Annotated in this window: 23 protein-coding genes; 5 read left to right on the top strand and 18 right to left on the bottom strand. The window is 57.2% G+C overall.

Annotated elements, in window-relative coordinates; all coding sequences use genetic code 11:
- Positions 1–16: 16 nt before the first annotated feature.
- The 6 genes from flhA to flgB are packed head-to-tail and all read right to left on the bottom strand — an operon-like array spanning position 17 to position 4,356.
- Complete coding sequence (gene flhA / locus KZZ06_RS06475; protein ID WP_219579214.1) at positions 17–2,101, bottom strand: flagellar biosynthesis protein FlhA; 2,085 nt, start codon at positions 2,099–2,101, stop codon at positions 17–19.
- The gene (locus KZZ06_RS06470) at positions 2,098–2,928 is read right to left on the bottom strand and encodes a lytic transglycosylase domain-containing protein (protein WP_219579213.1); all 831 of its coding nucleotides are present in this window, start codon (positions 2,926–2,928) and stop codon (positions 2,098–2,100) included. Before KZZ06_RS06470 ends, flhA begins: the two co-directional genes overlap by 4 nt.
- A complete protein-coding gene (locus tag KZZ06_RS06465) occupies positions 2,925–3,194 on the bottom strand; it encodes a flagellar biosynthetic protein FliQ (protein ID WP_219579212.1) in 270 nt (89 codons plus the stop codon). Before KZZ06_RS06465 ends, KZZ06_RS06470 begins: the two co-directional genes overlap by 4 nt.
- Before the next feature lie 3 nt (positions 3,195–3,197).
- A complete protein-coding gene (locus KZZ06_RS06460) occupies positions 3,198–3,524 on the bottom strand; it encodes a flagellar hook-basal body complex protein FliE (RefSeq protein ID WP_219579211.1) in 327 nt (108 codons plus the stop codon).
- 7 nt (positions 3,525–3,531) lie between these two features.
- The gene (gene flgC / locus KZZ06_RS06455; protein ID WP_219579210.1) at positions 3,532–3,942 is read right to left on the bottom strand and encodes a flagellar basal body rod protein FlgC; all 411 of its coding nucleotides are present in this window, start codon (positions 3,940–3,942) and stop codon (positions 3,532–3,534) included.
- A gap of 9 nt (positions 3,943–3,951) precedes the next feature.
- On the bottom strand, positions 3,952–4,356 hold the full coding sequence (gene flgB, locus KZZ06_RS06450; protein ID WP_219579209.1) for a flagellar basal body rod protein FlgB: 405 nt from the start codon (positions 4,354–4,356) through the stop codon (positions 3,952–3,954).
- Between the two features lie 68 nt (positions 4,357–4,424).
- Between flgB and fliI the strand changes: the two genes are divergently transcribed.
- Complete coding sequence (gene fliI, locus KZZ06_RS06445; protein WP_219579208.1) at positions 4,425–5,768, top strand: flagellar protein export ATPase FliI; 1,344 nt, start codon at positions 4,425–4,427, stop codon at positions 5,766–5,768.
- A 212-nt stretch (positions 5,769–5,980) separates the two neighbouring features.
- Here fliI and KZZ06_RS06440 read toward each other — a convergent pair whose 3' ends face one another.
- The gene (locus KZZ06_RS06440) at positions 5,981–6,487 is read right to left on the bottom strand and encodes a ferritin-like domain-containing protein (RefSeq protein WP_219579207.1); all 507 of its coding nucleotides are present in this window, start codon (positions 6,485–6,487) and stop codon (positions 5,981–5,983) included.
- A 399-nt stretch (positions 6,488–6,886) separates the two neighbouring features.
- On the opposite strand from KZZ06_RS06440, the gene KZZ06_RS06435 reads away from it, so the two are divergent.
- Both KZZ06_RS06435 and KZZ06_RS06430 read left to right on the top strand, forming a co-directional pair.
- Entirely contained in the window at positions 6,887–7,360 is a 474-nt protein-coding gene (locus tag KZZ06_RS06435) for a molybdopterin-dependent oxidoreductase (RefSeq protein ID WP_219579206.1), read from the top strand.
- Positions 7,330–8,766 (top strand): sensor histidine kinase KdpD, encoded by a 1,437-nt coding sequence (locus KZZ06_RS06430; protein WP_219579205.1) that lies wholly within the window; start codon positions 7,330–7,332, stop codon positions 8,764–8,766. The genes KZZ06_RS06435 and KZZ06_RS06430 overlap by 31 nt, the downstream gene beginning before the upstream one ends.
- Here KZZ06_RS06430 and KZZ06_RS06425 read toward each other — a convergent pair.
- The 4 genes from KZZ06_RS06425 to KZZ06_RS06410 form a co-directional block, all read right to left on the bottom strand.
- A complete protein-coding gene (locus KZZ06_RS06425; RefSeq protein ID WP_219579204.1) occupies positions 8,763–9,452 on the bottom strand; it encodes a sulfotransferase family 2 domain-containing protein in 690 nt (229 codons plus the stop codon). The two genes, KZZ06_RS06430 and KZZ06_RS06425, sit on opposite strands and share 4 nt — an antisense overlap.
- Before the next feature lie 237 nt (positions 9,453–9,689).
- Positions 9,690–10,676 (bottom strand): zinc-dependent alcohol dehydrogenase family protein, encoded by a 987-nt coding sequence (locus KZZ06_RS06420; RefSeq protein ID WP_219579203.1) that lies wholly within the window; start codon positions 10,674–10,676, stop codon positions 9,690–9,692.
- A 214-nt stretch (positions 10,677–10,890) separates the two neighbouring features.
- Positions 10,891–11,679 carry an SDR family NAD(P)-dependent oxidoreductase gene (locus KZZ06_RS06415; protein ID WP_219579202.1) on the bottom strand — a complete coding sequence of 263 codons (789 nt, stop codon included), beginning with the start codon at positions 11,677–11,679 and terminating at the stop codon, positions 10,891–10,893.
- A 36-nt stretch (positions 11,680–11,715) separates the two neighbouring features.
- On the bottom strand, positions 11,716–12,501 hold the full coding sequence (locus KZZ06_RS06410) for a CmcJ/NvfI family oxidoreductase (protein WP_219579201.1): 786 nt from the start codon (positions 12,499–12,501) through the stop codon (positions 11,716–11,718).
- Between the two features lie 98 nt (positions 12,502–12,599).
- Between KZZ06_RS06410 and KZZ06_RS06405 the strand changes: the two genes are divergently transcribed.
- Entirely contained in the window at positions 12,600–13,523 is a 924-nt protein-coding gene (locus KZZ06_RS06405) for a LysR family transcriptional regulator (RefSeq protein WP_219579200.1), read from the top strand.
- 121 nt (positions 13,524–13,644) lie between these two features.
- On the opposite strand, the gene KZZ06_RS06400 is transcribed toward KZZ06_RS06405, so the two are convergent.
- The gene (locus tag KZZ06_RS06400) at positions 13,645–14,613 is read right to left on the bottom strand and encodes a sulfatase-like hydrolase/transferase (RefSeq protein ID WP_219579199.1); all 969 of its coding nucleotides are present in this window, start codon (positions 14,611–14,613) and stop codon (positions 13,645–13,647) included.
- On the opposite strand from KZZ06_RS06400, the gene KZZ06_RS06395 reads away from it, so the two are divergent.
- Complete coding sequence (locus tag KZZ06_RS06395) at positions 14,605–14,763, top strand: hypothetical protein (RefSeq protein WP_219579198.1); 159 nt, start codon at positions 14,605–14,607, stop codon at positions 14,761–14,763. The two genes, KZZ06_RS06400 and KZZ06_RS06395, sit on opposite strands and share 9 nt — an antisense overlap.
- Here the strand turns inward: KZZ06_RS06395 and KZZ06_RS06390 are convergent.
- The 6 genes from KZZ06_RS06390 to KZZ06_RS06365 form a co-directional block, all read right to left on the bottom strand.
- Positions 14,739–15,944: an alpha-D-ribose 1-methylphosphonate 5-triphosphate diphosphatase gene (locus KZZ06_RS06390; protein ID WP_219579197.1), complete on the bottom strand. Its 1,206-nt coding sequence runs from the start codon at positions 15,942–15,944 to the stop codon at positions 14,739–14,741. The two genes, KZZ06_RS06395 and KZZ06_RS06390, sit on opposite strands and share 25 nt — an antisense overlap.
- Positions 15,945–16,601 (bottom strand): class I SAM-dependent methyltransferase, encoded by a 657-nt coding sequence (locus tag KZZ06_RS06385; protein WP_219579196.1) that lies wholly within the window; start codon positions 16,599–16,601, stop codon positions 15,945–15,947.
- A complete protein-coding gene (gene phnE / locus KZZ06_RS06380) occupies positions 16,598–17,416 on the bottom strand; it encodes a phosphonate ABC transporter, permease protein PhnE (protein ID WP_219579195.1) in 819 nt (272 codons plus the stop codon). The genes KZZ06_RS06385 and phnE overlap by 4 nt, the downstream gene beginning before the upstream one ends.
- Positions 17,409–18,227, bottom strand: coding sequence for a phosphonate ABC transporter ATP-binding protein (locus tag KZZ06_RS06375; protein ID WP_219579194.1), 819 nt, complete (start codon positions 18,225–18,227; stop codon positions 17,409–17,411). Before KZZ06_RS06375 ends, phnE begins: the two co-directional genes overlap by 8 nt.
- Positions 18,220–19,089, bottom strand: coding sequence for a PhnD/SsuA/transferrin family substrate-binding protein (locus KZZ06_RS06370; RefSeq protein WP_257884216.1), 870 nt, complete (start codon positions 19,087–19,089; stop codon positions 18,220–18,222). The genes KZZ06_RS06375 and KZZ06_RS06370 overlap by 8 nt, the downstream gene beginning before the upstream one ends.
- Positions 19,090–19,585: 496 nt before the next feature.
- Complete coding sequence (locus tag KZZ06_RS06365) at positions 19,586–20,011, bottom strand: heme-binding protein (protein WP_219579192.1); 426 nt, start codon at positions 20,009–20,011, stop codon at positions 19,586–19,588.
- Between the last annotated feature and the right edge of the window lie 5 nt (positions 20,012–20,016).

Genomic DNA, 20,016 nt, shown 5'->3' with positions numbered 1-20,016 from the left:
CAGAGAGATCCACTGCTTAAGACCCGATGGTGGCGACCGTCCGCAACGACACTTTGCGGTGCACTTCGGCGTTGGAAATAACCGGCGTCATGGGGCTGACCCGCTCGAGCATCGAACGCACATAGGTCCGGGCCTCGGGGTTGACCATCAACGCGGGCCACGCGTCATCACTGGCAAACCGTTGGATTTGTTGGCGGGCTTGCAGGACGAATTCCTGAACCCGTTTTGGCGACATGACAAAGGTGCGATCATCACCGACGATTTTTACCGCCTCGATAAACTCGGTCTCCCATGCGGGCGACAGAGTGATCACCGGCACGAAACCCTGATCATCGGCCAGCCCTTGGCAAATCTGGCTCGACAGGCGGCGGCGAACGGTTTCAAGGATCAAGGTGGGCTTGCTGGTTTGACGTGTGGCCTCGGCCATGGCTTCGACGATCAGCGGCAGGTTGCGGATGGATACGCGTTCCAGCAGCAATGCCTGCAACACCTGTTGCACCATGATCGCGGGCGATGGCACAGGCAGGTCGGACACCAGTTTCTGATAATTGCGGTCCAGCCCATCAATGGCTTCCTTGGCACAGCCATAGGTTAGCAGCTCGGCCATGTTTTCTTTGACCACTTCGGTCAGGTGGGTGGTAATGACGCTTTCGGGGTCGACCACGGTAAACCCGTTGGCCTCGGCCTGACCTGCAACGTTTTGATCCACCCACAGCGCATCCAGCCCGAATGTCGGCTCGCGGGTCTGTTCCCCGGGCAGATGCAGTGCGGCACCATCAGGATTGATCACCATCATCTGATTGGCGCGGATATCGCCGCGTGCCACGTCCACGCCGTGCACCTGAAAGGTATAGCTGTTGATGGGCAGGGTCGGGTCGTCCTTGATCCTGACCGACGGCATCGGAAATCCGTATTCCTCGGCAAAATGTTTGCGCAGGGATTTAATCTTGCTCGGCAACACCGCATCAGGCCGGTTGGCCAGTCCCACCAATCCTTCGCCCATGACCAGCCGCAGCTCGTCCAGGCGCATCGAATTGGCATCGGCGTCGGGGATGGATTTTTGCTGTTTTTCCAGCGCTTCCGCGTGGCTTTTCTCAATGGCGGCTTCCGCTGCGGCGCGTTGGATGAAATAGCCCAGAACGCTCATTGCGACTGCCAGAACGGCAAAGACAAACAGCGGAAAGCCCGGCAATAGGCCAATGCCAAACAGCAACAGGGCCGCCATATAAAGCGCCTTGGGAAAGCTCGACAGTTGGTTCAGAACCACCTCGTTTGCAGCGCCGCGCGTACCGCCCTTGGTGACGATCAGACCGGCAGCAAGAGACACGACAAGCGCCGGAATCTGGCTGACCAGCCCGTCCCCGATGGTTAATGAGGTAAAGACATTTGCCGCATCGCCCACAGACATACCGCGTTGCAGGACACCGATCAGAATGCCGCCAATCACGTTGATCAAGGTGATGATAAGCCCAGCGACCGCATCGCCACGTACAAATTTCGATGCACCGTCCATCGCCCCGAAAAAGGCGCTTTCGTCTTCCAGTTCCTTGCGACGTTTGCGTGCCTCGTCTTCGTCGATCAGACCTGCACCCATGTCGGCGTCAATCGCCATCTGCTTGCCCGGCATCGCATCAAGAGAGAACCGCGCGGCGACCTCGGCGATGCGGCCCGAACCTTTGGTGATGACGACAAAGTTGATCACGATGAGGATCGCAAAAATCACCACACCGATGACGAAGTTATTTGCCACGATGAACTTGGAAAAGCCTTGGATCACGTCACCAGCGGCATGCAGCCCGGTATGGCCCTGACTAAGGATCAACCGGGTCGAGGCGACGTTGAGCGATAGCCGCAACATGGTGGTGACCAGCAGCAACGTGGGAAAGGAGTTGAACTGGAGCGGTGAGGGAATCCAGAGCGCCACCATAAAGATAAGCACACTAAGAGAGAGCGACAGCGCCAGCCCCAAATCCAGCAGGATCGGGGGGAGCGGCAGGAACAGAACGGCCAGCACCAGCGCCATACCGACGGCAAAACCGATGTCTTTGTTGGCGCGCAGCATGGCCAGACTTGGCAGCGTGGAAGGAGGTGTATCGCTCATCCCGTTGTCTCGGAGGTGATGGTCGTGAACTGTGGTAGCACGGGTTGGATTTCTTGGGCCGAGTATAGCGAGGTGCGTGAATTTTCATCCCCGCCCAACTCGGCACCCCATGTGCCCCGCGCGACCGCTACGCTGCCAGCAGGTTTACGCGGCGCGGTGCGGGGGGCGGCACGATATGTTCCCGTGGCACTGGCGAGCGCGATGAATTCCGGCAAACCGGCGTTTGCAGCCGAGATATTTCTTTGCAGCCTGCTCAGATAGGCATCGCGGTACTGTGGCTCGAACGAATGATACGCGCCTGCGGCCTGCATCCAGTCGCCGGTGCGTTTGTGCAGCCGTTTCAGAAACCGCGCCGCATAATCGACATTTGTACGCGGATCGAACCCTTGGCTGGCATCAACAAAGGCGTCGGGATGCCAGCGCAGGTTAATCTGCATACATCCCACATCGATTGATTGCACGCCCGCCCGCTGCCGTTTCGCCACCCATTCCAGCGCGGCCGCACGGTTGTCGAAAAGACGCCCCGTGCCAGCGGCGTTGACCGCAAAGGGCCAGACCGTGAAATGCCCGTTCCGCCGGGTGCCCGCTTCTTGCAGCCCGATGGCCAACAGCAGGTTGTCGGGGATGCCGTGGCGGGCTTGTGCAGCAAGAATTTCGCGGATGCAGATGCCAATGTCGTCACCGCGTGCCGAACGGCTGTTGGCAGATGGTGCGACGCTGGGTTTTTGGGTGGGCACATAGAACCGCGCCCAGCCTTCGGCCCCTGCCGCATTGCACAACATCAGCGCCAACACTCCGGCCCAAACCAACGACCGTGCGCCTTTCATAGCCCGCCGCTCCCGATTAGATCGAAAACCGTGTCCGACAGGCTTTTGAGCGTGGCATACATAAAGGGGGTCGCGGCCAGCAGGGTCACAAAGATCATTACGATCTTGGGGACGAAAGTCAGGGTCATTTCCTGAATTTGGGTCAGCGCCTGAAAGAATGCGATCACAAGCCCGATAACCAGCGCCACGCCCAGCACCGGACCGGATGCCAAAAGCACGGCCAACACGGTGTCTGAGATGACATCATAGGCTTCGACCTCTGTCATGGCCTAGATCGGCATCCGCAGGATTTCCTGATACGCTTCGACAAAGCGGTCGCGGACGGAAACGGCCACTTTGACGGTGGATTCCATCGCCAACATTGCTTCCACTACATTTTGGGTGTCGGCCTCGCCGCGCAGTCCGGCCTGCGCTGTTGCCTCGCCTGCGCGCACGGTTTCAAGCGCGGCTTCCGAGGCGCTGCGCACCATGTTGGAAAAGCTGGTGGCGCTGACCTCTTCCGCGGCCCCTTCGCCTTTTTGCCCCGTGAGGGATTGCGAGGTGCGATAGGCACCGCGAACAGCGGCAGAGGAAATCAGGGAGGCAGGATCGCTCATTTTGACATCACTTCAGCAGGTCGAGCATCTGGCCACGCATCCGGCGACCGGCTTCGAACATGTTCATGTTGGCTTCGTAGTTGCGCGACGCTTCGCGCATGTTTGCCATCTCGATGATCGGGTCGACATTCGACCGTTTGACATAGCCGGTTTCATCGGCGGCAGGGTGCGAGGGGTCGAAATCCAACCGGAAATCAGATTGGTCGCGGCCAACGCGCCCGACCTCGACCATTGATGCGCCATTATTACGATCAACCAATTCTGAAAAGCTGATGGTCTTGCGGCGAAACGGGTCGGCCCCGGGGGTTGTGCCCGTGGATTCAGCGTTTGCCACGTTTTCGGAAATGACCCGCAGACGCGCCGTTTGTGCGGTCATGCCGCTGGCGGCGATACGGGCGATAGACTGAAGAGGATCCATGAGTTTTCCTTACCTGCTGCCGGTGACTGCCATTGTCAGAAGATCATAGCTCTTGCGGTAGAGCTGTGCTGCCATTCTGTATTGGTCGCTAATATCAGCCGAACGGATCGCTTGGTCTTCTAGGTTCACAGTATTGCCATCCAGCGTTGCGGCCGTTGCCGTGCTGTCGTTGACCTCGCGGATGCCCGGGGCGGAAACGGATGTGCCGGAAATGTGGTTGGCGTGGGTTGTGACAAGCCCCGCATCGGTGGACGTCCGGTTTTCCAGCATCGATTGAAAGGAAGTCACGTCGCGCGCCTGAAAGCTGGGCGTCGCCGAGTTCGCGATGTTTTCCGACGTTACCTGTTGCCGTGCGGCGAGCCATGTCATCCGGTCAGAAGCTAGGCCAAAGATAGAAAGATTAGACAAGTTCATTTTTATACTACCCCCTAGTTAATTCTTGTATAGTAAATAATAACCTTCTCTCATAGAGGAAATTATTCATGCAAACCATCTTTTCCGAGCTGACAAGCTTTGCGCGGAACGCAGGCGACGCCCAAATCACCGGCGAAGTGCGGGCGATCACGGGCATTACGCTGACGGCGGTCGGGCTGGAACGGGTGCTTGGCATCGGGGATCGTTGCATTGTTTATGGCGCTGATAGGCCCGTCCATGCCGAGGTCGTGGGCCTGAGCGCGCAGGGCACTGAGCTGCTGCCGTTCGGGTCGTGGCGCGGTGTGGCGGCGGGGGACCGGGTCGAGGTCGAAACCAGCGGTGATGTAATTCGTCCCGACGAAAGCTGGAAAGGCCGGGTGATCAACGCATCTGCCAAGCCGCTTGATGGCAAGGGCCATCTGCCCGAGGGCAGCATAGCATGCCCGTTGCGCGGGTCGCCGCCCGGTGCCTTTGACCGCAAGCGGATCGGGCCAAAGCTGGCCACCCATGTGCGCGCGCTCGACATTTTTACACCGCTGTGCCGTGGTCAGCGTCTTGGGATTTTTGCCGGATCGGGCGTTGGTAAATCAACCTTGATGGCGATGCTCGCCCGCCACACGGAATGTGACGTGGTCGTCATGGCGCTGGTCGGTGAACGTGGCCGCGAAGTGCAGGATTTCATCGCATCTGATCTGGGGCCTGAGGGCATGAAAAAGGCCGTACTGGTCGTGGCCACGGGCGATGAGCCGCCTCTCACGCGGCGTCAGGCGGCGTGGACCGCGATGGCGGTTGCCGAATATTTCCGGGATCAAGGGCAACATGTTCTGTTGCTTATGGATAGCGTGACGCGTTTTGCCATGGCGCAGCGCGAGATCGGCCTTGCCTCGCGCGAGCCGCCAACGGCAAAGGGCTATCCGCCGACAGTGTTTTCCGAACTGCCCCAGATGCTGGAGCGTGCCGGACCGGGGCTCGAGGGCAAGGGTGACATCACAGCAATCTTTACGGTTCTGGTGGATGGTGACGATATGAACGACCCGATTGCCGACGCCGTGCGCGGGATCACGGACGGGCATATCGTGCTGGATCGGCGCATCGCGGAAAAGGGGCGCTATCCGGCGATCGATCTTTTATCCAGTGTGTCGCGGACACTGCCCGAATGCCATAGTGAATTGGAATATATCCTGCTGACTGCGGCGCACCGCGCCTTGGCCGCCCATGCCGATATGGAAGAACTGATCCGCATTGGCGCGTACCGGAGCGGCAGCAACCCCGAACTGGACCGTGCCATTGCCTTTTCCGGCCCGTGCGAGGCATTCCTCACGCAACGCAAATCAGAGCAGACTGCACCCGAAGTGGCATTTTCGTCGGTGGCGACGCTGCTGGATAATGCGGGCATCAGCCCGGACGGTTGAACCATGGGTGACCCATGATCGGCGGTGTGTTTCTTTGAAAAAAGAAGACATTCCGCTGAAAAATGGCATCAGGGATCGCAGTGACGGTATAATCCGACCGCTTGCGCCAGACGAAACCGTTCGGATCATTGCAACCACATTTGGAAACCCAAATCTGATGAAATTTGATTGACGGGCAGGGGGGCGAACACCCCCGCCCGCCACATTCATCCTCAGGCGTTTTCCGGCGCCTTTGCGGCATCATTCACGGTTTTGTCAGCAAGCTTGGTAAGGTCTTCGTCAGTCTTCCACTCTTGCTGCAACGTTTCATTCAACAGCTTGGCTGCGTCCTTCATGCCCAGCTCTTTTGCCCAGCGGTGCAGCGTGCCATAGCGTGTGATTTCATAGTGCTCGACGGCCTGAGCAGAGGAGATCAAACCGGCATCAAGGGCCGGAGACCCCTTGAATTCGTCCATGATTTCTTCGGCTTCGGAGATAATGCCCTCAATGGCGTCACAGGTCTTGCCGCGGGCAGATTTACCCAAGCTTTCAAAGACCTTTTGCAGCCGTTCGATCTGCTCTTCGGTTTCGCTGTGGTGCTTCTCAAAGGCTTGCGCCAGCTTTTCATCCGTTGCCGCGCGTTTCATCTTGGGCAGTGCCTTCAGAATTTTGCGCTCGGCATAGTAGATGTCTTTCAGGGTATCTAGAAAAAGGTCATCAAGCGTTTTCGTTTTGGCCATTGTTACGTCCTCTTTACTGATAAAAATTACTAGGATCGCGATAGTGCTGTATCGCTATGGTTGAACGCTGGATTCCAAAAACCGTTCCGGCACATTTTGGCTTTTTTGCACAAACCCTGCCGGGGTCCGTCTGGCCGGTTCTGTTCCGCTGCTTGCGTGAACACGCCTACCGGTGGTGCGGATTCATCGCAATTCTCTCTGAGGTCGATTGCGAAAAGATATCAACTTGGATATGCGGTGCCACGCAGCGCCGCACAGGATCGCTTGGCGGCAAATCGCCCTGCGTGCTTCAAGTCCGGTGTTGTATATGTTAGTGTGGATACTCCGGAAGTTGTCCGAAAAAAGCCATAAGCGTGTGCCAGTGTTTTGGTCGACAGACCAAGTTAATAAGGATCGAAAATGGATATTCAGAGAACAATGCGTGCCGCCCTCGCGGCCTCCCTGCTTGCGCTGCCGAGCTTTGGTTTTGCGCAGACGGTTTTGACAGTCACGAATTCCGAGAATTCAGCGACCTATACCCTCGAAGAATTGCTGGCGATGCCGCAGACAACCGTCGTTACGACAAACGATTATGTGGACGAATTGACAACGTTCCAAGGGCCGAGCCTGCGGTTCGTCCTCGAAAAGATGGATGTCGACCAAAATGCGAACTTGAAAATGGTCGCACTTAACGATTTTGCCTCTCAAGTACCCGCCGAGGATGCTTTCGCCTATGACGTTATTCTGGCGGTGCTCCGCAACGGCGAAGAGATGTCGGTGCGGGAAAAAGGACCCATCTGGGTCATCTATCCAATGGACGACAACCCCGAACTTCAGGATGACGTCTATAATGGTCGGTTAGTATGGCAGCTCAAGAGCATCTCAGTCGAGTGACCCACCGGAGCAGGTTAATCCGGGCTGTGTTCCTGGCGTTGTTTGTGGGGGCCGTGTTTTTTGGCATCGGCGTGATCTACAAGCTGGGAAATGAGGTCCGGAATGTCCAGACTGCTGAGCAGAGCGATCCTCTCTGGATCGGGTCGCAGTTGCAGTTTGAACTGTTGCGACTCGAGCGCGACCTCGGTGAGGTGGCGCTCGGCAACAAGCCTGCGGAAGCGGCGACGCTACGCTTTGATATTGCCTGGAGCCGGATCAATATCCTGAAGGAAGGCAAGCTGTCGCGGCTGCTCGAAGAATTCCAGATAGACCGGAGCGTTCTGGCCGACCTCGAGGCGACATTCATGGCCCTTGAGCCTCGGATACAGGGGCTTACTGCGTCAGGATTGAGCGACGAGATGCGCGGCCAGCAGGCCGGGACCATTCTAACCGAGCTTGACGGCTTTGATCAGGCGCTCAGAGAATTCTTGCTGGCCCTCGCGCATGCAAAGAACGACGCGATGGCCGAGTTCAGAACCGGTATGCTGTCTCTTTCGCGTGCCGTTGCATATCTCGGCGCGACGATCCTGACCCTTTTCGGCCTCTTCGTGTTTTTGCTCATGATCGAACTTAAGGTCGCCAAAAACACCGAGAACGAAATGCGTATGCTTGCTCAAGAGGCGACATCGGCATCACGGATGAAAATGAACTTTATGAGTGTGGTCAGTCATGAACTGCGCACCCCTCTGACCTCGATCCTTGGTGGGCTTGCCCTGTTGAAAGTCCGGGTTGGTAATACAGTAAAAGACGAATCCATCTTAAAGTTGCTCGATGTGGCCAGCCGCAACGGTGATCGCCTGCTGATGCTGGTTAATGACATTCTGGACGCTCAAGCCCTGAGCGAAGGCAAAGTCTCGATAGAGCGTAAACCCGCGGACCTTAATGAAATTGTCGCGACGGCGGTTGAAAGCTGTCATGTCTACGCTGAAAAGCTTGGTGTTCGTTACCGTATCACGACGACGGATGATAAGATGATAACGTTGACCGATAGTGCGCGCGTTACGCAGGTTCTGGTCAATCTCATCTCTAACGCGGCCAAGTTCACTGGTTCTGGCGATGTGGTGGAAATCAGCGTGACACGAAACAAACAGGTGGCCCGGATCGAGGTCACCGACCACGGTATCGGCATCCCAGCCGACCGGCAGGATGACATCTTTGCGCCCTTTCATCAGATCAACCCCGGCACCACCGCTGGCAACAAGAGTAGCGGCCTGGGTCTGAGCATCACAAAGCAGCTGATGGACCTGCTTGGCGGTGAAATCGGCGTTCGGTCGGTTGAGGGGGAAGGGTCGCTTTTCTGGATCGAATTGGATTTGGTTCCTGTGCAGCATGACAGCCGCACCGCATCGCTGGTGCCGGCAGCCTAGATACGCGACGCAAATATCGAAGTGCGGGCGGCCTTGGCCTTTTCGATCAACAAGAAGTCCTCATGGTAATACGTCGAGATCATCTTGCGGGTGGTATCAAGCATCTCGATGGCGAACTGCGAGCTGGCATTACGGTCCAGTTTGACGGCGGCCCGCTCGGTATCCGTGACATCGTCAATCCAGTTAAAAACCTGCTCAAGGCCGTCCTCGAACAGAAACACGGTTGCCGCACTCCCGATGAAATCGGCTTGCGGCCTGACGTGATTGTCGCAGAGATACGGATCACTGGCTTGGCCTGAAAAGATTTCCCTAACCCATTCATCGAAGGTGCCGTGAAATGCAGCATCCCAATCAAACTCCACCGTAAGCTTGTCGGAGGGGCCGATGCTGTCGGGAAGGTATTCGACCTGATTTCGCCGCAAGGCACGGTAGCGATACTCGCTTAGCAGGCGGTCGAACGGGTCGCGCAGAATTGCAAAGCTGTGGTCGGCAAACCCATCCGGTATGAGCACATTCTGTGTTGCCAACTCAATGTGTTGCGGCGTCGACTTTGACCAGTCCACGCGCTCACGACTGTAAAGCGCCATCGGCCCTTTTGCCCTGAGATAGCTCGAGACAGCGGATCCACCAGTCTTGGGGATATGGATAAAGTGGAGAAGTCTTCCATTGATCTTCGCAAGTGGCACAGGTCGCCTCGCGCAATACCTTTGGTGTGCAACTAGTGGGGGAAAGTCACGGATGTGTCAACTCGTGATTAACCTTTTGTTAACCTTTTCTGGGGCAGCGGGTCTGCACGTTGGTTCTCCCGCATATGCCTAGTTTCGATCGTTATTCTTCGTCTGGCTGGTTCAAGCTCAAGACCCGCTGAGCGGTTGCCGGTTTGCATTTCCCCGGCAACCACACGTTTGGGTATCCTGTAGTGATCAGACGTTAACGACTACCTTGCCGATGGCCTGCCCGCTCGTTAGGCGATCATATGCCCCGCCAACGTTATCAAGGTCGAATGTCTGGTCATCCAACAAGGGCTTCAGCGCGCCTGCGTCTACGATCTCTGCCAGCTTGGCCAAAATCGCGCCGTGCTTTTCGCGCCCTTGGTTGCTGAGCATTGGCAGCAGCATAAAGATGATATGCAGCGACAGACCTTTGAAATGTGCAGGTGACAGGTCAAGTTCCAGCAACCCCACGGTTGATGCGATATTGGCGTTCAGCGCTGCGGCCTCGAATGAATTGGTCATGTTAGCACCGCCAACCGTATCAAAGATCAGGTCGAACCCTGCGCCGTCGGTGTATTTCGCTACATAATCGGCGATCTTTTCAGCGGCGAAATCAATCGGCGTCGCGCCGTATCCTTTGATCACATCGATCTGATTGTCGCCCGTGCCTGTGCCATAGACATCAGCGCCAAAGTATTTGGCCAGTTGCAGCGCAAGGTGACCAACACCACCTGCGCCGCCCTGAACCAGAACCTTTTGACCTGCTGTAATGCCTGCACGTTCCAGACCCTCATAGGCCGTGATGCCAACCAATGGCATAGCGGCAGCTTCGCGCATCGAGATGGATTTCGGCTTGTGGGCAATCAGTTTGGCATCGGCCAGCATGAATTCAGCCAATGCGCCCTGAAGATCGGCCAAGCCACCCGCACAGCCGTAAACTTCGTCGCCTACGGAAAATTCGGTCACACCTTCGCCGACAGCTTCAATAACGCCAGCGAAATCCATGCCCAAAACCGCGGGGAGTGCAGGGGACAAAGGCAGATCACTGCCCATTGCGCGGATCATTGTGTCGACTGTGTTCACGCTGCTTGCCGCAATGCGCACGACGACGTGGCCCTGTGTTGGGGTTGGTTTCGGCAGGTCGGCGGCTTCGAATTTTGCGTTTTCGCCGTAAGCGGTGATGGTCATGGCTTTCATTGTGCACATCCTTAAAAATGAGTGATGTGTGTTAATTATTGCATTCTGGAATGTAGTAAATTGACCTAATATTAAGTTCAGTTTTCCGTTTTTAGATATAATAGGGTGCAATATGCCTGACAGCATAACAAGGGCCGTGCGTATCACGGCCCCTGAACATGATCACCATACAGCCAAAGAACAAAGGTCCGTCGTTGGGCGGACCTTTGTAAATTTAGCGCGGCGGGGCGAGCACATCCTTGATCCCCTGCATCACTTCGGCGCTGTGAGCGGCATCAAGCGCCGCCGCATGGGGTTGCGCGAATTGCCCGCTATCGTTGTCGAAATACTTGCCGCTGGCATCGGCAAAGGACGCGCCTAATGCGGCTTCGCGCAGAATGTTCGCACCGATGCTCAGATCGTTACCCGCGATACCAAAACCTTCTTTAACCATCTTTGAGGCCAGCAGGGACGCGGGGTTAACCGCCACAATGACAGGGCCATCCGGCAGTTCCTTTGCCATCTCGCGGGACCAGATTGTGATAGCCAGTTTGCTTTGTGTATAAGCGCCCATATCGTCCAGCTTTTTGCGTCCGCGCAAAGCATCCAGATTAACCGGCGCTTGTGCGGCGGAGCACAGGTTCACGACACACCCGTCTTTGGCGATGATCGGCAGCAAGGCAACGGTCAGCGCGTAGGGGGCAAAAGTGTTCACCATAAACCTGATATCATAGCCGTCTTCGGTCACGGTACTCGGTGCCTTTAGGATGCCCGCGTTATTGATAACCACGTCGATCTGGCTGTGCTTTTCTCGAATGGCCGTCGCCAGCGCGTACACCTCCGCCATCTTCGACAGATCGGCTATGTATTGCTCGGTCGTCCCGCCGACGGATTTCGCGGCGGCTTCCAACTTGGCGGGGTTGCGACCATGCAGAAGGATGGTGTGCCCCTCAGCGGCGAGGGTTTGAGCGGTAAGCAGGCCGATGCCATCGGTGGAGCCTGTGATAAGAATTGTCTTGGTCATTTTGTGATCCTTTAGGGGTCGTCCGATGTGGGTGGGTTAGGCCGCGTAGCGGACCAATGTACGGCTTTCGATGCTGCGCCGGACCGTGTGAATGTTGGGGTCTTCTACCATATCAAGCGCGCTGTGAGCGATTGAAGGCAGGCCGCGATTATCGAAGATGTTGAAGAACGCCACCTCATCCGGTGTCATTTTGGACATATAAAACCATTCATGATCGGGGTTCGCGGCGATCCCCATGATCTGGCCTGTGCGGTCTGGGTAAATCAGGTCAAGCAGAACCCAATCCTGATCCGCAACACTGGAAGGGCGAATAAATCCCAGCGGGGCGGAATTGATCGCCGCGCCGATGGGCCGCCACAGGTTGATAAATGCAAAGTGCCCATCGGACCATTCGACGGCTTTGTCCTGGCCCAGAATATCGATCAGCCGTTTGTTGGCACCATCCACGCTGTAATCGCTATGCACATTGCGGGCCGGTTTACGGTCGGCGTCGGGATCGTCGGTACGGACAGTATGGTCAAAGATGATGACCTCTTGCGCGCCGATTTCAGTGGTCAACAGTTCGGACAGCTCTTTGTCATAGTTTTGCTGCCAGTCCTGCCCGGCGTCAAAGGAAACAACATCGGTCGGAGAGGTCGCGAAGCCGACAGAAGCAGCGTTGAACGACATGTGGGCCGTAGCGCCGCGTACATCACGAACCTGCACCAGCGTTGACGCGAGTTCGGGTGAAATCAGGTTGCCGACGATCCCGCCAGCATCAAGTTCAAAGGCCTGCCGCTCGGGCTTGTGGACGTGGTAATTTACGGTCGCGGTCTGGGCCATCGCGTGCTCCTGCTTTCATCTTATGAAAACAGGTATCACTTCAAAAATTGATATAAAGAAGGTAGATTTGATTTCAGTATTCCGAAAAAGTAAATGATATGGACACTCAAACCCTCCGCCTTTTTGTTCTTGCTTGCGAGAAACTGAACATCAGCGCCGCTGGCCGTACGCTCGGCATGGCCCCTGCTGTCGCGAGCACGCGCATCGCGAAGTTAGAGCATCTTGTCGGCGCGGATCTATTACACCGTTCAACCCGCAAGGTATCTCTGTCCTTGGAGGGGCAAGACTTTCTGCCCTATGCGCGCGAAATGATCGCCCAGGAAGAAGCCGCCCTTGCCGCCCTTGGTAAGGGCCGGACCAAGGTGAGCGGCACATTGCGCTTCGCAGCGCCCAGTACATTCGCACAGCTCTACATCGCGCCCCTGCTGCCGGTATTCATGGACAAATATCCCGATCTTCGGCTCGACTTGCACCTATCCGACACGCAGTTCGATCTTATCGAAGGTAGTTACGACCTTGCCCTGCGCAACTCGGTCCTTGCTGATAGCAGCCTGACCGCGCGCAAGCTGGCTGATGATAGGCGTATTTTATGCGCGTCACCGACCTATCTTGAACATTATGGCACCCCGAACACCCCCGAGGATTTGGGGAAACATCGATTGATTGCATTCAGTGACCTTGAGCCAAGAACGCTGGTCTCAAGTGCCGGCATGCAGGCGCTTTTTGATCCAAAACGCGCTGCCCAATACCTGATCTTGAACGATGGGCTGACCCAGAAACTAACAACGCTTAATGGCGCGGGGATATCGATCAATTCATTCTGGGCCGTGCAAAAGGAGCTTGAGAACGGATCGCTGGTGCGAGTTTTGCCCGATTACGAGTTAACAAATAATCCCGCCCTCTGGCTGATTTACCCGAAAAGCAATGTCGTCTCTGCCAAAGTGCGCGTGTTTATGGATTTTCTGATAGATCATTTTGGGCGTGCAAATGTTTCACGCAAAGCGCCTAAAAAGGACGTTTGACGCGAGCGGCGGATCAGTAGTTTAAAGCTTTAGCAGACGCGCGTTGCAGCACGGCAGAACGCCCGCAAAGGGTCACAGGGGTCTTGTCAGTCCCGATATGCGGGACCGGGGCAATGCTCCCTCAGGTTTTTGGTGGCGGCGTCGATGACGGAGCGCCCATGGTCGCGGCGATTTCCTTGCCGCCATAGGCTTTGATCATTTCTTCCTGATCCGCAAACGCCATCGCATTGACGGCCTCGAGATCGCAAACCTGTCGCATCTCGGCTTTCAACATCGCCAGAACGTCAGCGTAATCTGGGTTTTGCGCCAAATCAGTCAGTTCCTCGGGATCGGTGTCCAAATCGAACATTTCAGGCTCAAACCCCACATATTCGATCAGTTTCCAGCGGCCCTTGCGGAGCATGAATGCGCCCGACACCGCCCCGATTGCATGATATTCGCTGAATACAGCCCGATCGGTGTTATCGTCTGTTTGCGCCATAGCGTACAGTGACTGCCCCGGGCGGTCACCGGGTAGATCGGCGTCAAAATGATCCAGGATCGTTTCAGAGATATCGAGCAGGCTGGCAGTCGTGGCACATGTCGCGCGCGGCGCGGACGCTGCGTTTGGCGCTGGGGCTACGATCAACGGTATCGCCGCTGATTCCTCGTACATGTTCATCTTGCCCCACAAATCGCGCACGCCAATGTTCTCACCGTGGTCGCTGCTGTAGATGATCGTGGTGTCATCAAACTGGCCGCTGGCGCGCAGGGCGTCGACGATACGGCCCACGTTGTGGTCCATATAACTGGTCAGCCCGTAATAGGCGGCAATCGCGCTGCGGCGCTCTTCCTCGTTCTGCCAGCCGTCTTCCCCGACCATCGCATGGGACATCTTTTCCAGCCACGGGTGCTGTTTGTAACCGTCGCGCTGCCGCAATTTATCCGGCGGCAGGCTGTCGAGCGGATAGAGATCATAAAACTCCTGCGGTGCCACAAGCGGGTGGTGCGGTGCGACCAGCCCAACATAGAGACACCACGGTTCGTCGTCCTGTGCGGCACTAGAAAACAGCCCCAGTGACAACACGCCAAAGACCTCTGAGTGGGTCAACCCAAGGTCTTTGGCCATTTCCGGCAACAGCGCCGCATCGGCCTATATCAAGGTGCCACAGCCCATGATCTGGGTGCCGCCGAGCCCGATGGCGGGGAGGTCGTCGCGGTCAAGGCGTGGCAGGTTTATCCAGCGGGCATACCACGGTAGGAACAGCGCCCCGCAACCCATGTGCCTTGAACAGCCGGAGCAGACCCATCAGGCCAATCGACCAGCACCAAATCTGCTCTTTTACCAACGGAAATCTCGCCGCGGTCGTCCAAGTTCATTGCGCGCGCAGGGCCTGCAGAGATCAGTGACCAAAGCGCCAAACGGTCTGCGCGCCGCTCTGCGTCAAGTCTGGCAATCGCGGCCAGCATCGCCGGATAGAAATAGTCCGAGGCCAGCGCATCGCACAGTCCTGCCTCGACCATATCTCCGGCCCCGAGAGAGCCGATGTGGCTGCCACCGCGCGCCGCATTGGGCGCGCCAAAGATGATCGGATCGCCGCCAGCGCGGGCGGCCTCGGCTGCTTCCATCACCATCGGAAATTCGGCAACCCCTGCGCCAAGATCGCGAAAATATGCGCGGGTTTCGGCCCTTGTGTCATCATGGCTGAGCATGGGCGCACCCGCAGCACGGGCCATCTGCGCGACCTCGGCGATGGCCGCCGGCACCTTGGCGCGCCGATCCCAGACGCGGGCCAAAAGGGCGATATAATCCTGCTCGCTCAGCCCTGCGCGATGCGCCTTGGAGGCTGTGCGCTTTTTCATCCGGTCATCGTCGAGCGACGCGATCGAGAAATCCGGTGACAGCTCAAACGCGCGGTCTTGTATCTGCACGTCATAGGCCCGCATGGTCATCGAGGTGTGGTCGTTGAACGCAACCGAGGGCAGGAGCGGCCCGCCAAGCGCCCATTTGATGACGTCCAAAGCCTCAAAGGCGAAGGTTTCCCACCGCAGCTGCACACGGTTCTCAACGGTCAGTCGAGGGGCCAGATCGACCATGGCCTGCATCAGATCACGGCCTCGCGCCACATCGCGCAGGCCCGGCTCCCATCCCAGTGTGATGGCGTGATAGGCCGTGGCGATGCCATTGGTCGCAAGCTGGCGGTCGGTGTCGATCAAGGCGGTTTCGGTGGGGAAATAAACACCGGGACGGGGCATCAATTGCCGCTCAAATGCATCTCCGTGCACGTCGACGAGGGCAGGGGCCAGGATCAACCCGCGCGCGTCGATCACCTCGCCCTGTGCGGGGCCGCCTATTTCGACAATCTGGCCATTGCTGACCGCCACGGTCGTTTCCGCGATCTCGTTCGGCAGATAAACCTGCGCGCCTTCAAAGGTAATCATTTACGTTTGTGACCCCAGTTTTTCCATCGTCAGATGCCAATGCCAAGACCCCGGCTTTTCGTGTTCGCGGTCCTCGAGCCGTAAGCATTCAAAGCCTGAAAACAGGGCCAACAGCTCGGCCGCAGTGCAAAAGTAGTGTGGATGGATCTTATCCGTTTCGGGCGCATCAAACACCCATGCGTTGCGACCAATCTCGTGACCATCGTATTTGGCCTGTTCATAGGGCAGGCGGCGCTTTGACAGCATGGTGCCCATAAAGTTGCCGCAGGGCTTCAGCACGCGGCGGATCCCGGCAATTGTGCGCAGCAAGATGTCTTCATCGCCATGATAGATGACGTTCCAGCTCAGCACGTGGTCAAACGTGCGGTCATCAAAGGGCAGCGCGTCCATGCGGGCCAGAACCGTGTCCACACCGCCGGCCTTGTCGATCTCTGCCAGCCCGCCCCGAGCGGCATCCAAAGCGACCACGTCAAAGCCTTGGGCGGCCAGCCAAAGCGCGTGACGGCCCACACCCGCCCCAAGATCAAGGATACGCGCGCCTTTGGTCAGGCCCGCGGCCCAGTCTTGCACATCTGGTTCGGGCGTCAGCCATTTGCTGTCCGCCGCGATGGTGTTCCATTGAACGTTCCAGTGTTGATCGGCTGTATCTGACTTCACCGTTGTTCTCCGATAATACGTGTGCGGGCCCAGCCCGAAATCTGTTCGATGCCGATGACCACAATCGCAATCATCAAGATCACGGTCATCGCAGTGGGATAATCAAACAGGTCAAAACCTACTTTCAATTCGATCCCGATCCCGCCCGCGCCGACAAGACCCAGGATGGTCGACGAACGCACCGCTTTTTCCAACGCAAAAAGCGACGTGGAAATGAAAGCAGGCAGGCTGCCGGGGATCGTGGCGCAGGCCACTACATCAAGTTTGCGCGCGCCTGTCGCTGTCAGGCTTTCGGCGGGGCCTTTGTCGGTTGCTTCCATATCGTCGGCAAAGAAACGTCCGCAAAACCCTATGGTGTCGATCACGATGGCCAGCATGCCTGCAAAGGGCCCAAGACCGACAGCCACAACAAACACAAGCGCCCAGGCGATATCCGGCACGGCGCGAATAAAGCTTAGCGCAGTGCGCACAATCTGGTTCACCCATGGCCCGGCGATCAGTCCTTTGGCGGCCAGCAGCGCAACTGGCACGGACAGGATCACCCCGATCACCGCGCCAGCGACGGCGGTTTGCAGGGTCTCGACCATCTTCCAACCAAGCCGGGCAAGCACTTGCGGTTCGAGGTTGGGCGGGAAGGCCCGTTGGGCAAAATCGGCAAAGCGGGGCGGGGCGCTTGCCACTTTATCGAGTGAGAACCCCGCACCGGCGAGGCACCAAACAATGACGACGAGGCCCAAGGCGTAACCCAAAAAGTTGAGAGCCGATGGCCGTTCAAAACGAACCAGACCGGACCGCGGCGGGGCGATATCAATCATAAAGACCTCTTAGATCAGCAGTGTCGAGCGAGGCAGACGTTGCATCAAGCTTGATCCGCCCCTGCGCAAGACCCAGCACCCGATCGCCATATTTCAGCGCATGCGCGATGTTATGGGAGGTGAAAACCACAGTGACGTCTTCGTCGCGGACAAGCTGGAAAAACAGCTCCATCACATCTTCGCCGGCGCTTGGATCAAGCGAGGCGCACGGCTCGTCGGCAAAGAGAATTTTTGGCGCGCTCACGATGGCGCGGGCAATGGCCACACGTTGTGATTGCCCGCCTGACAAGCGATCCGCGCGCCTATTTGCATAATCAGCGAGGCCGACACGCTCAAGCGCCTGCATGGCCGCATCTCTGGAGGATTGCGGGGCCAGCGAATGGCTCCAGTGGCGCAGGCCGGGATGTTTGCCCAGCATGCCGTGCACAACGTTCGACAGAACCGAAAGCCGGGGCACCAGATTGTGTTTCTGAGACACAAGACCGACTTGTGCGCGAAGCCCGCGCATCTGTCGTCCCGTGGCCGCATCTATCTGTTGGCCCAGCAAATGCACGCTGCCGTCAGTGGTCGGGATCAATCCCATCAGGCACCGCAGCAAGGTTGATTTCCCGGTACCATTCGCACCGACCAAGGCCGTCGCTTCGCCACGCGCAAGGCGGAAACTGACGTCCGAAAAGATCGGCGTATCAGCAAAGTTCTTAGAGACGGCGCGCGCCTCGATATCAACAGGTGAAACCGGGGCGAAAGCCGCCCCGGTTGGCTTGGACGGCGCTGGCGCGACCGTCCTTTCCTTCAGCGAAAGATCAGTCACCGATGAAGTTATCGAACTGAGGGTAGCCGGCGTTCGAATACATCGAACGGACATAGTCATAGGCGCTGTCTTCAATCGCGACGAGGTCCATGCCGACATATTTGTCGTTCTCTTCATGGGCGGTGATGCCTGCGATGACCGCGTCCTTGTTTTCAAGGATCGCATCGCGCACGGCGTTGCCCGCGTCTGTTGGCACATGCGCACCGACCATGATCATGTCGTTGGGCAGGTCCCCTGAACGCGCGATCATCTTGAAGAAACCATATGGCAGATCGGTTTCTTTGTTGCGCACGCTCAACCAGCTGCCCGCGTTGGATCCGATAGCATCCACATCGCCATTTTTCAGCGCTTCATGGGCGATGTTGCGCGATGTGTGGGTTTTCTCGATGTCATTGACGGGATCAACACCGTGGTCGGCCAGCACCTGCATTGGGCAAAGCATGTTGGAGGTCGAACCGATATCGCCAAAGGCCACCTTCTTGCCCTTGAGGTCGGTTGGCACGTTGATGCCGCTGTCGGCGCGCACGATGATGGCGCAGTGATAGTCTGGGCGACCCAGACCGATCAGTGGCCGCGCATTGGTCAGTTTGTTGATGACCACATATTCCGCAGGGCCGGAGACGACGAAATCCACTGTTTTGCCGCGCAGTGCTTCGGCTGCCGCTGTGCGCGAATTCACAGCATAGAATTCAAATGTGTCGCCAGTGGACGCTTCCAGCGCGTCCTTGAACAGGCCCCATTCCAGCTGCAGGCGTTCCATGCCCTCAACGTCGGTGACAGCAAGTTTCCAAGTTTCCGCAGCGACCGAAAAGGCCGAGACAGCCGCAAGGCTGACGCCCAGCAAAAGAGATTTGAGTTTCATTGCACACTCCAAGTTAAATTTCGTTGAACTTAGAGAGGGGGGCGTATCAACAACGCTGCGGTTTCATGAAACATTTATGACTGGCGAAAGTATCGGATGAAACTGGCAGGGCATTGTGCAGCAATGTCCCGAGAGGTTCGTTTGATGTGGAGGCCGCGTGGGAGGCGAAGCCGTCAGGTGATCGTGGGTATTAGCAAGCCTGTAGCGATGCGACGATCCAAACCTGCCTGACTATGAAAGTGCTGGTCAGTGCCTGACTTCAGCATCTTGCGTCGGAGCCAGAAGGCGGCACCGGTAGCGCGAAACGGAGCGGTGCAATCTTCAAGTATCCGGGTTGAGCGTTGTGGCGACAGTATTCCGCGACACCAGACCAGGGATTCCGCCCCGCGACAATTATTAGAACGTTACAGGTGTGAAACCCGTCACCTCAAAAGCGAAATTCTATACGCATTTTTTAAGCACGACAGTCTGGCTGTCGATAACGGAGGCCGACCAATCAGCCCCCATCAGCCACAAATCCGGCTTTTTCGATTGCTGCGATTGCGCAGGCTTCGTCGTTGTTGGAGTTGTCTCCGGTGATACCAACGGCACCCAGAATAGCGCCGTCTTGCTTGATCAGTACGCCGCCTGCGACGGGAACAAGCGATCCGTCTGACAGTGCATTCATCGATTGAATAAAGAACGGCTCGACCTTGGCGCGTTCATACAGGGCGCGCGAGCCGAGGCCCATGGCGACAGCACCGCGGGCTTTGCCTTGGGCGATATCGGGCCTCAGATTGCTGGTGCCGTCCTCGCGGGCAAGGGCCAAAAGGTAGCCGCCACTGTCCAGCACCGCCACGGTCAGGGGTTTCAGCCCGTTGGCCTTGCGCCACTCAAGGCAGTCGCTGATGATGGCCTGGGCCTGTTTCAAAGTGAGCGTCATAAATG

The organism is Sulfitobacter sp. CW3 (assembly GCF_019392245.1).
In the GTDB taxonomy this organism is placed as follows: domain Bacteria; phylum Pseudomonadota; class Alphaproteobacteria; order Rhodobacterales; family Rhodobacteraceae; genus Sulfitobacter.
The sequence above is the reverse complement of the archived record's forward strand: the minus strand, read 5'-3'. Positions and strand labels throughout refer to the sequence as shown.

Excerpts from the sequence above, each read along its gene's own strand:
- flgC (WP_219579210.1), bottom strand. The coding sequence starts at position 3,942 with ATGGATCCTCTTCAGTCTATCGCCCGTATCGCCGCCAGCGGCATGACC.
- KZZ06_RS06415 (WP_219579202.1), bottom strand. The coding sequence starts at position 11,679 with ATGACCAAGACAATTCTTATCACAGGCTCCACCGATGGCATCGGCCTG.
- KZZ06_RS06470 (WP_219579213.1), bottom strand. The coding sequence starts at position 2,928 with ATGAAAGGCGCACGGTCGTTGGTTTGGGCCGGAGTGTTGGCGCTGATG.
- phnE (WP_219579195.1), bottom strand. The coding sequence starts at position 17,416 with ATGATTGATATCGCCCCGCCGCGGTCCGGTCTGGTTCGTTTTGAACGG.
- KZZ06_RS06420 (WP_219579203.1), bottom strand. The coding sequence starts at position 10,676 with ATGAAAGCCATGACCATCACCGCTTACGGCGAAAACGCAAAATTCGAA.
- KZZ06_RS06460 (WP_219579211.1), bottom strand. The coding sequence starts at position 3,524 with ATGAGCGATCCTGCCTCCCTGATTTCCTCTGCCGCTGTTCGCGGTGCC.
- KZZ06_RS06405 (WP_219579200.1), top strand. The coding sequence starts at position 12,600 with ATGGACACTCAAACCCTCCGCCTTTTTGTTCTTGCTTGCGAGAAACTG.
- fliI (WP_219579208.1), top strand. The coding sequence starts at position 4,425 with ATGCAAACCATCTTTTCCGAGCTGACAAGCTTTGCGCGGAACGCAGGC.
- KZZ06_RS06365 (WP_219579192.1), bottom strand. The coding sequence starts at position 20,011 with ATGACGCTCACTTTGAAACAGGCCCAGGCCATCATCAGCGACTGCCTT.
- KZZ06_RS06410 (WP_219579201.1), bottom strand. The coding sequence starts at position 12,501 with ATGGCCCAGACCGCGACCGTAAATTACCACGTCCACAAGCCCGAGCGG.
- flhA (WP_219579214.1), bottom strand. The coding sequence starts at position 2,101 with ATGAGCGATACACCTCCTTCCACGCTGCCAAGTCTGGCCATGCTGCGC.
- KZZ06_RS06435 (WP_219579206.1), top strand. The coding sequence starts at position 6,887 with ATGGATATTCAGAGAACAATGCGTGCCGCCCTCGCGGCCTCCCTGCTT.
- KZZ06_RS06440 (WP_219579207.1), bottom strand. The coding sequence starts at position 6,487 with ATGGCCAAAACGAAAACGCTTGATGACCTTTTTCTAGATACCCTGAAA.
- KZZ06_RS06465 (WP_219579212.1), bottom strand. The coding sequence starts at position 3,194 with ATGACAGAGGTCGAAGCCTATGATGTCATCTCAGACACCGTGTTGGCC.
- KZZ06_RS06390 (WP_219579197.1), bottom strand. The coding sequence starts at position 15,944 with ATGATTACCTTTGAAGGCGCGCAGGTTTATCTGCCGAACGAGATCGCG.
- KZZ06_RS06370 (WP_257884216.1), bottom strand. The coding sequence starts at position 19,089 with ATGAAACTCAAATCTCTTTTGCTGGGCGTCAGCCTTGCGGCTGTCTCG.
- KZZ06_RS06430 (WP_219579205.1), top strand. The coding sequence starts at position 7,330 with ATGGCAGCTCAAGAGCATCTCAGTCGAGTGACCCACCGGAGCAGGTTA.
- flgB (WP_219579209.1), bottom strand. The coding sequence starts at position 4,356 with ATGAACTTGTCTAATCTTTCTATCTTTGGCCTAGCTTCTGACCGGATG.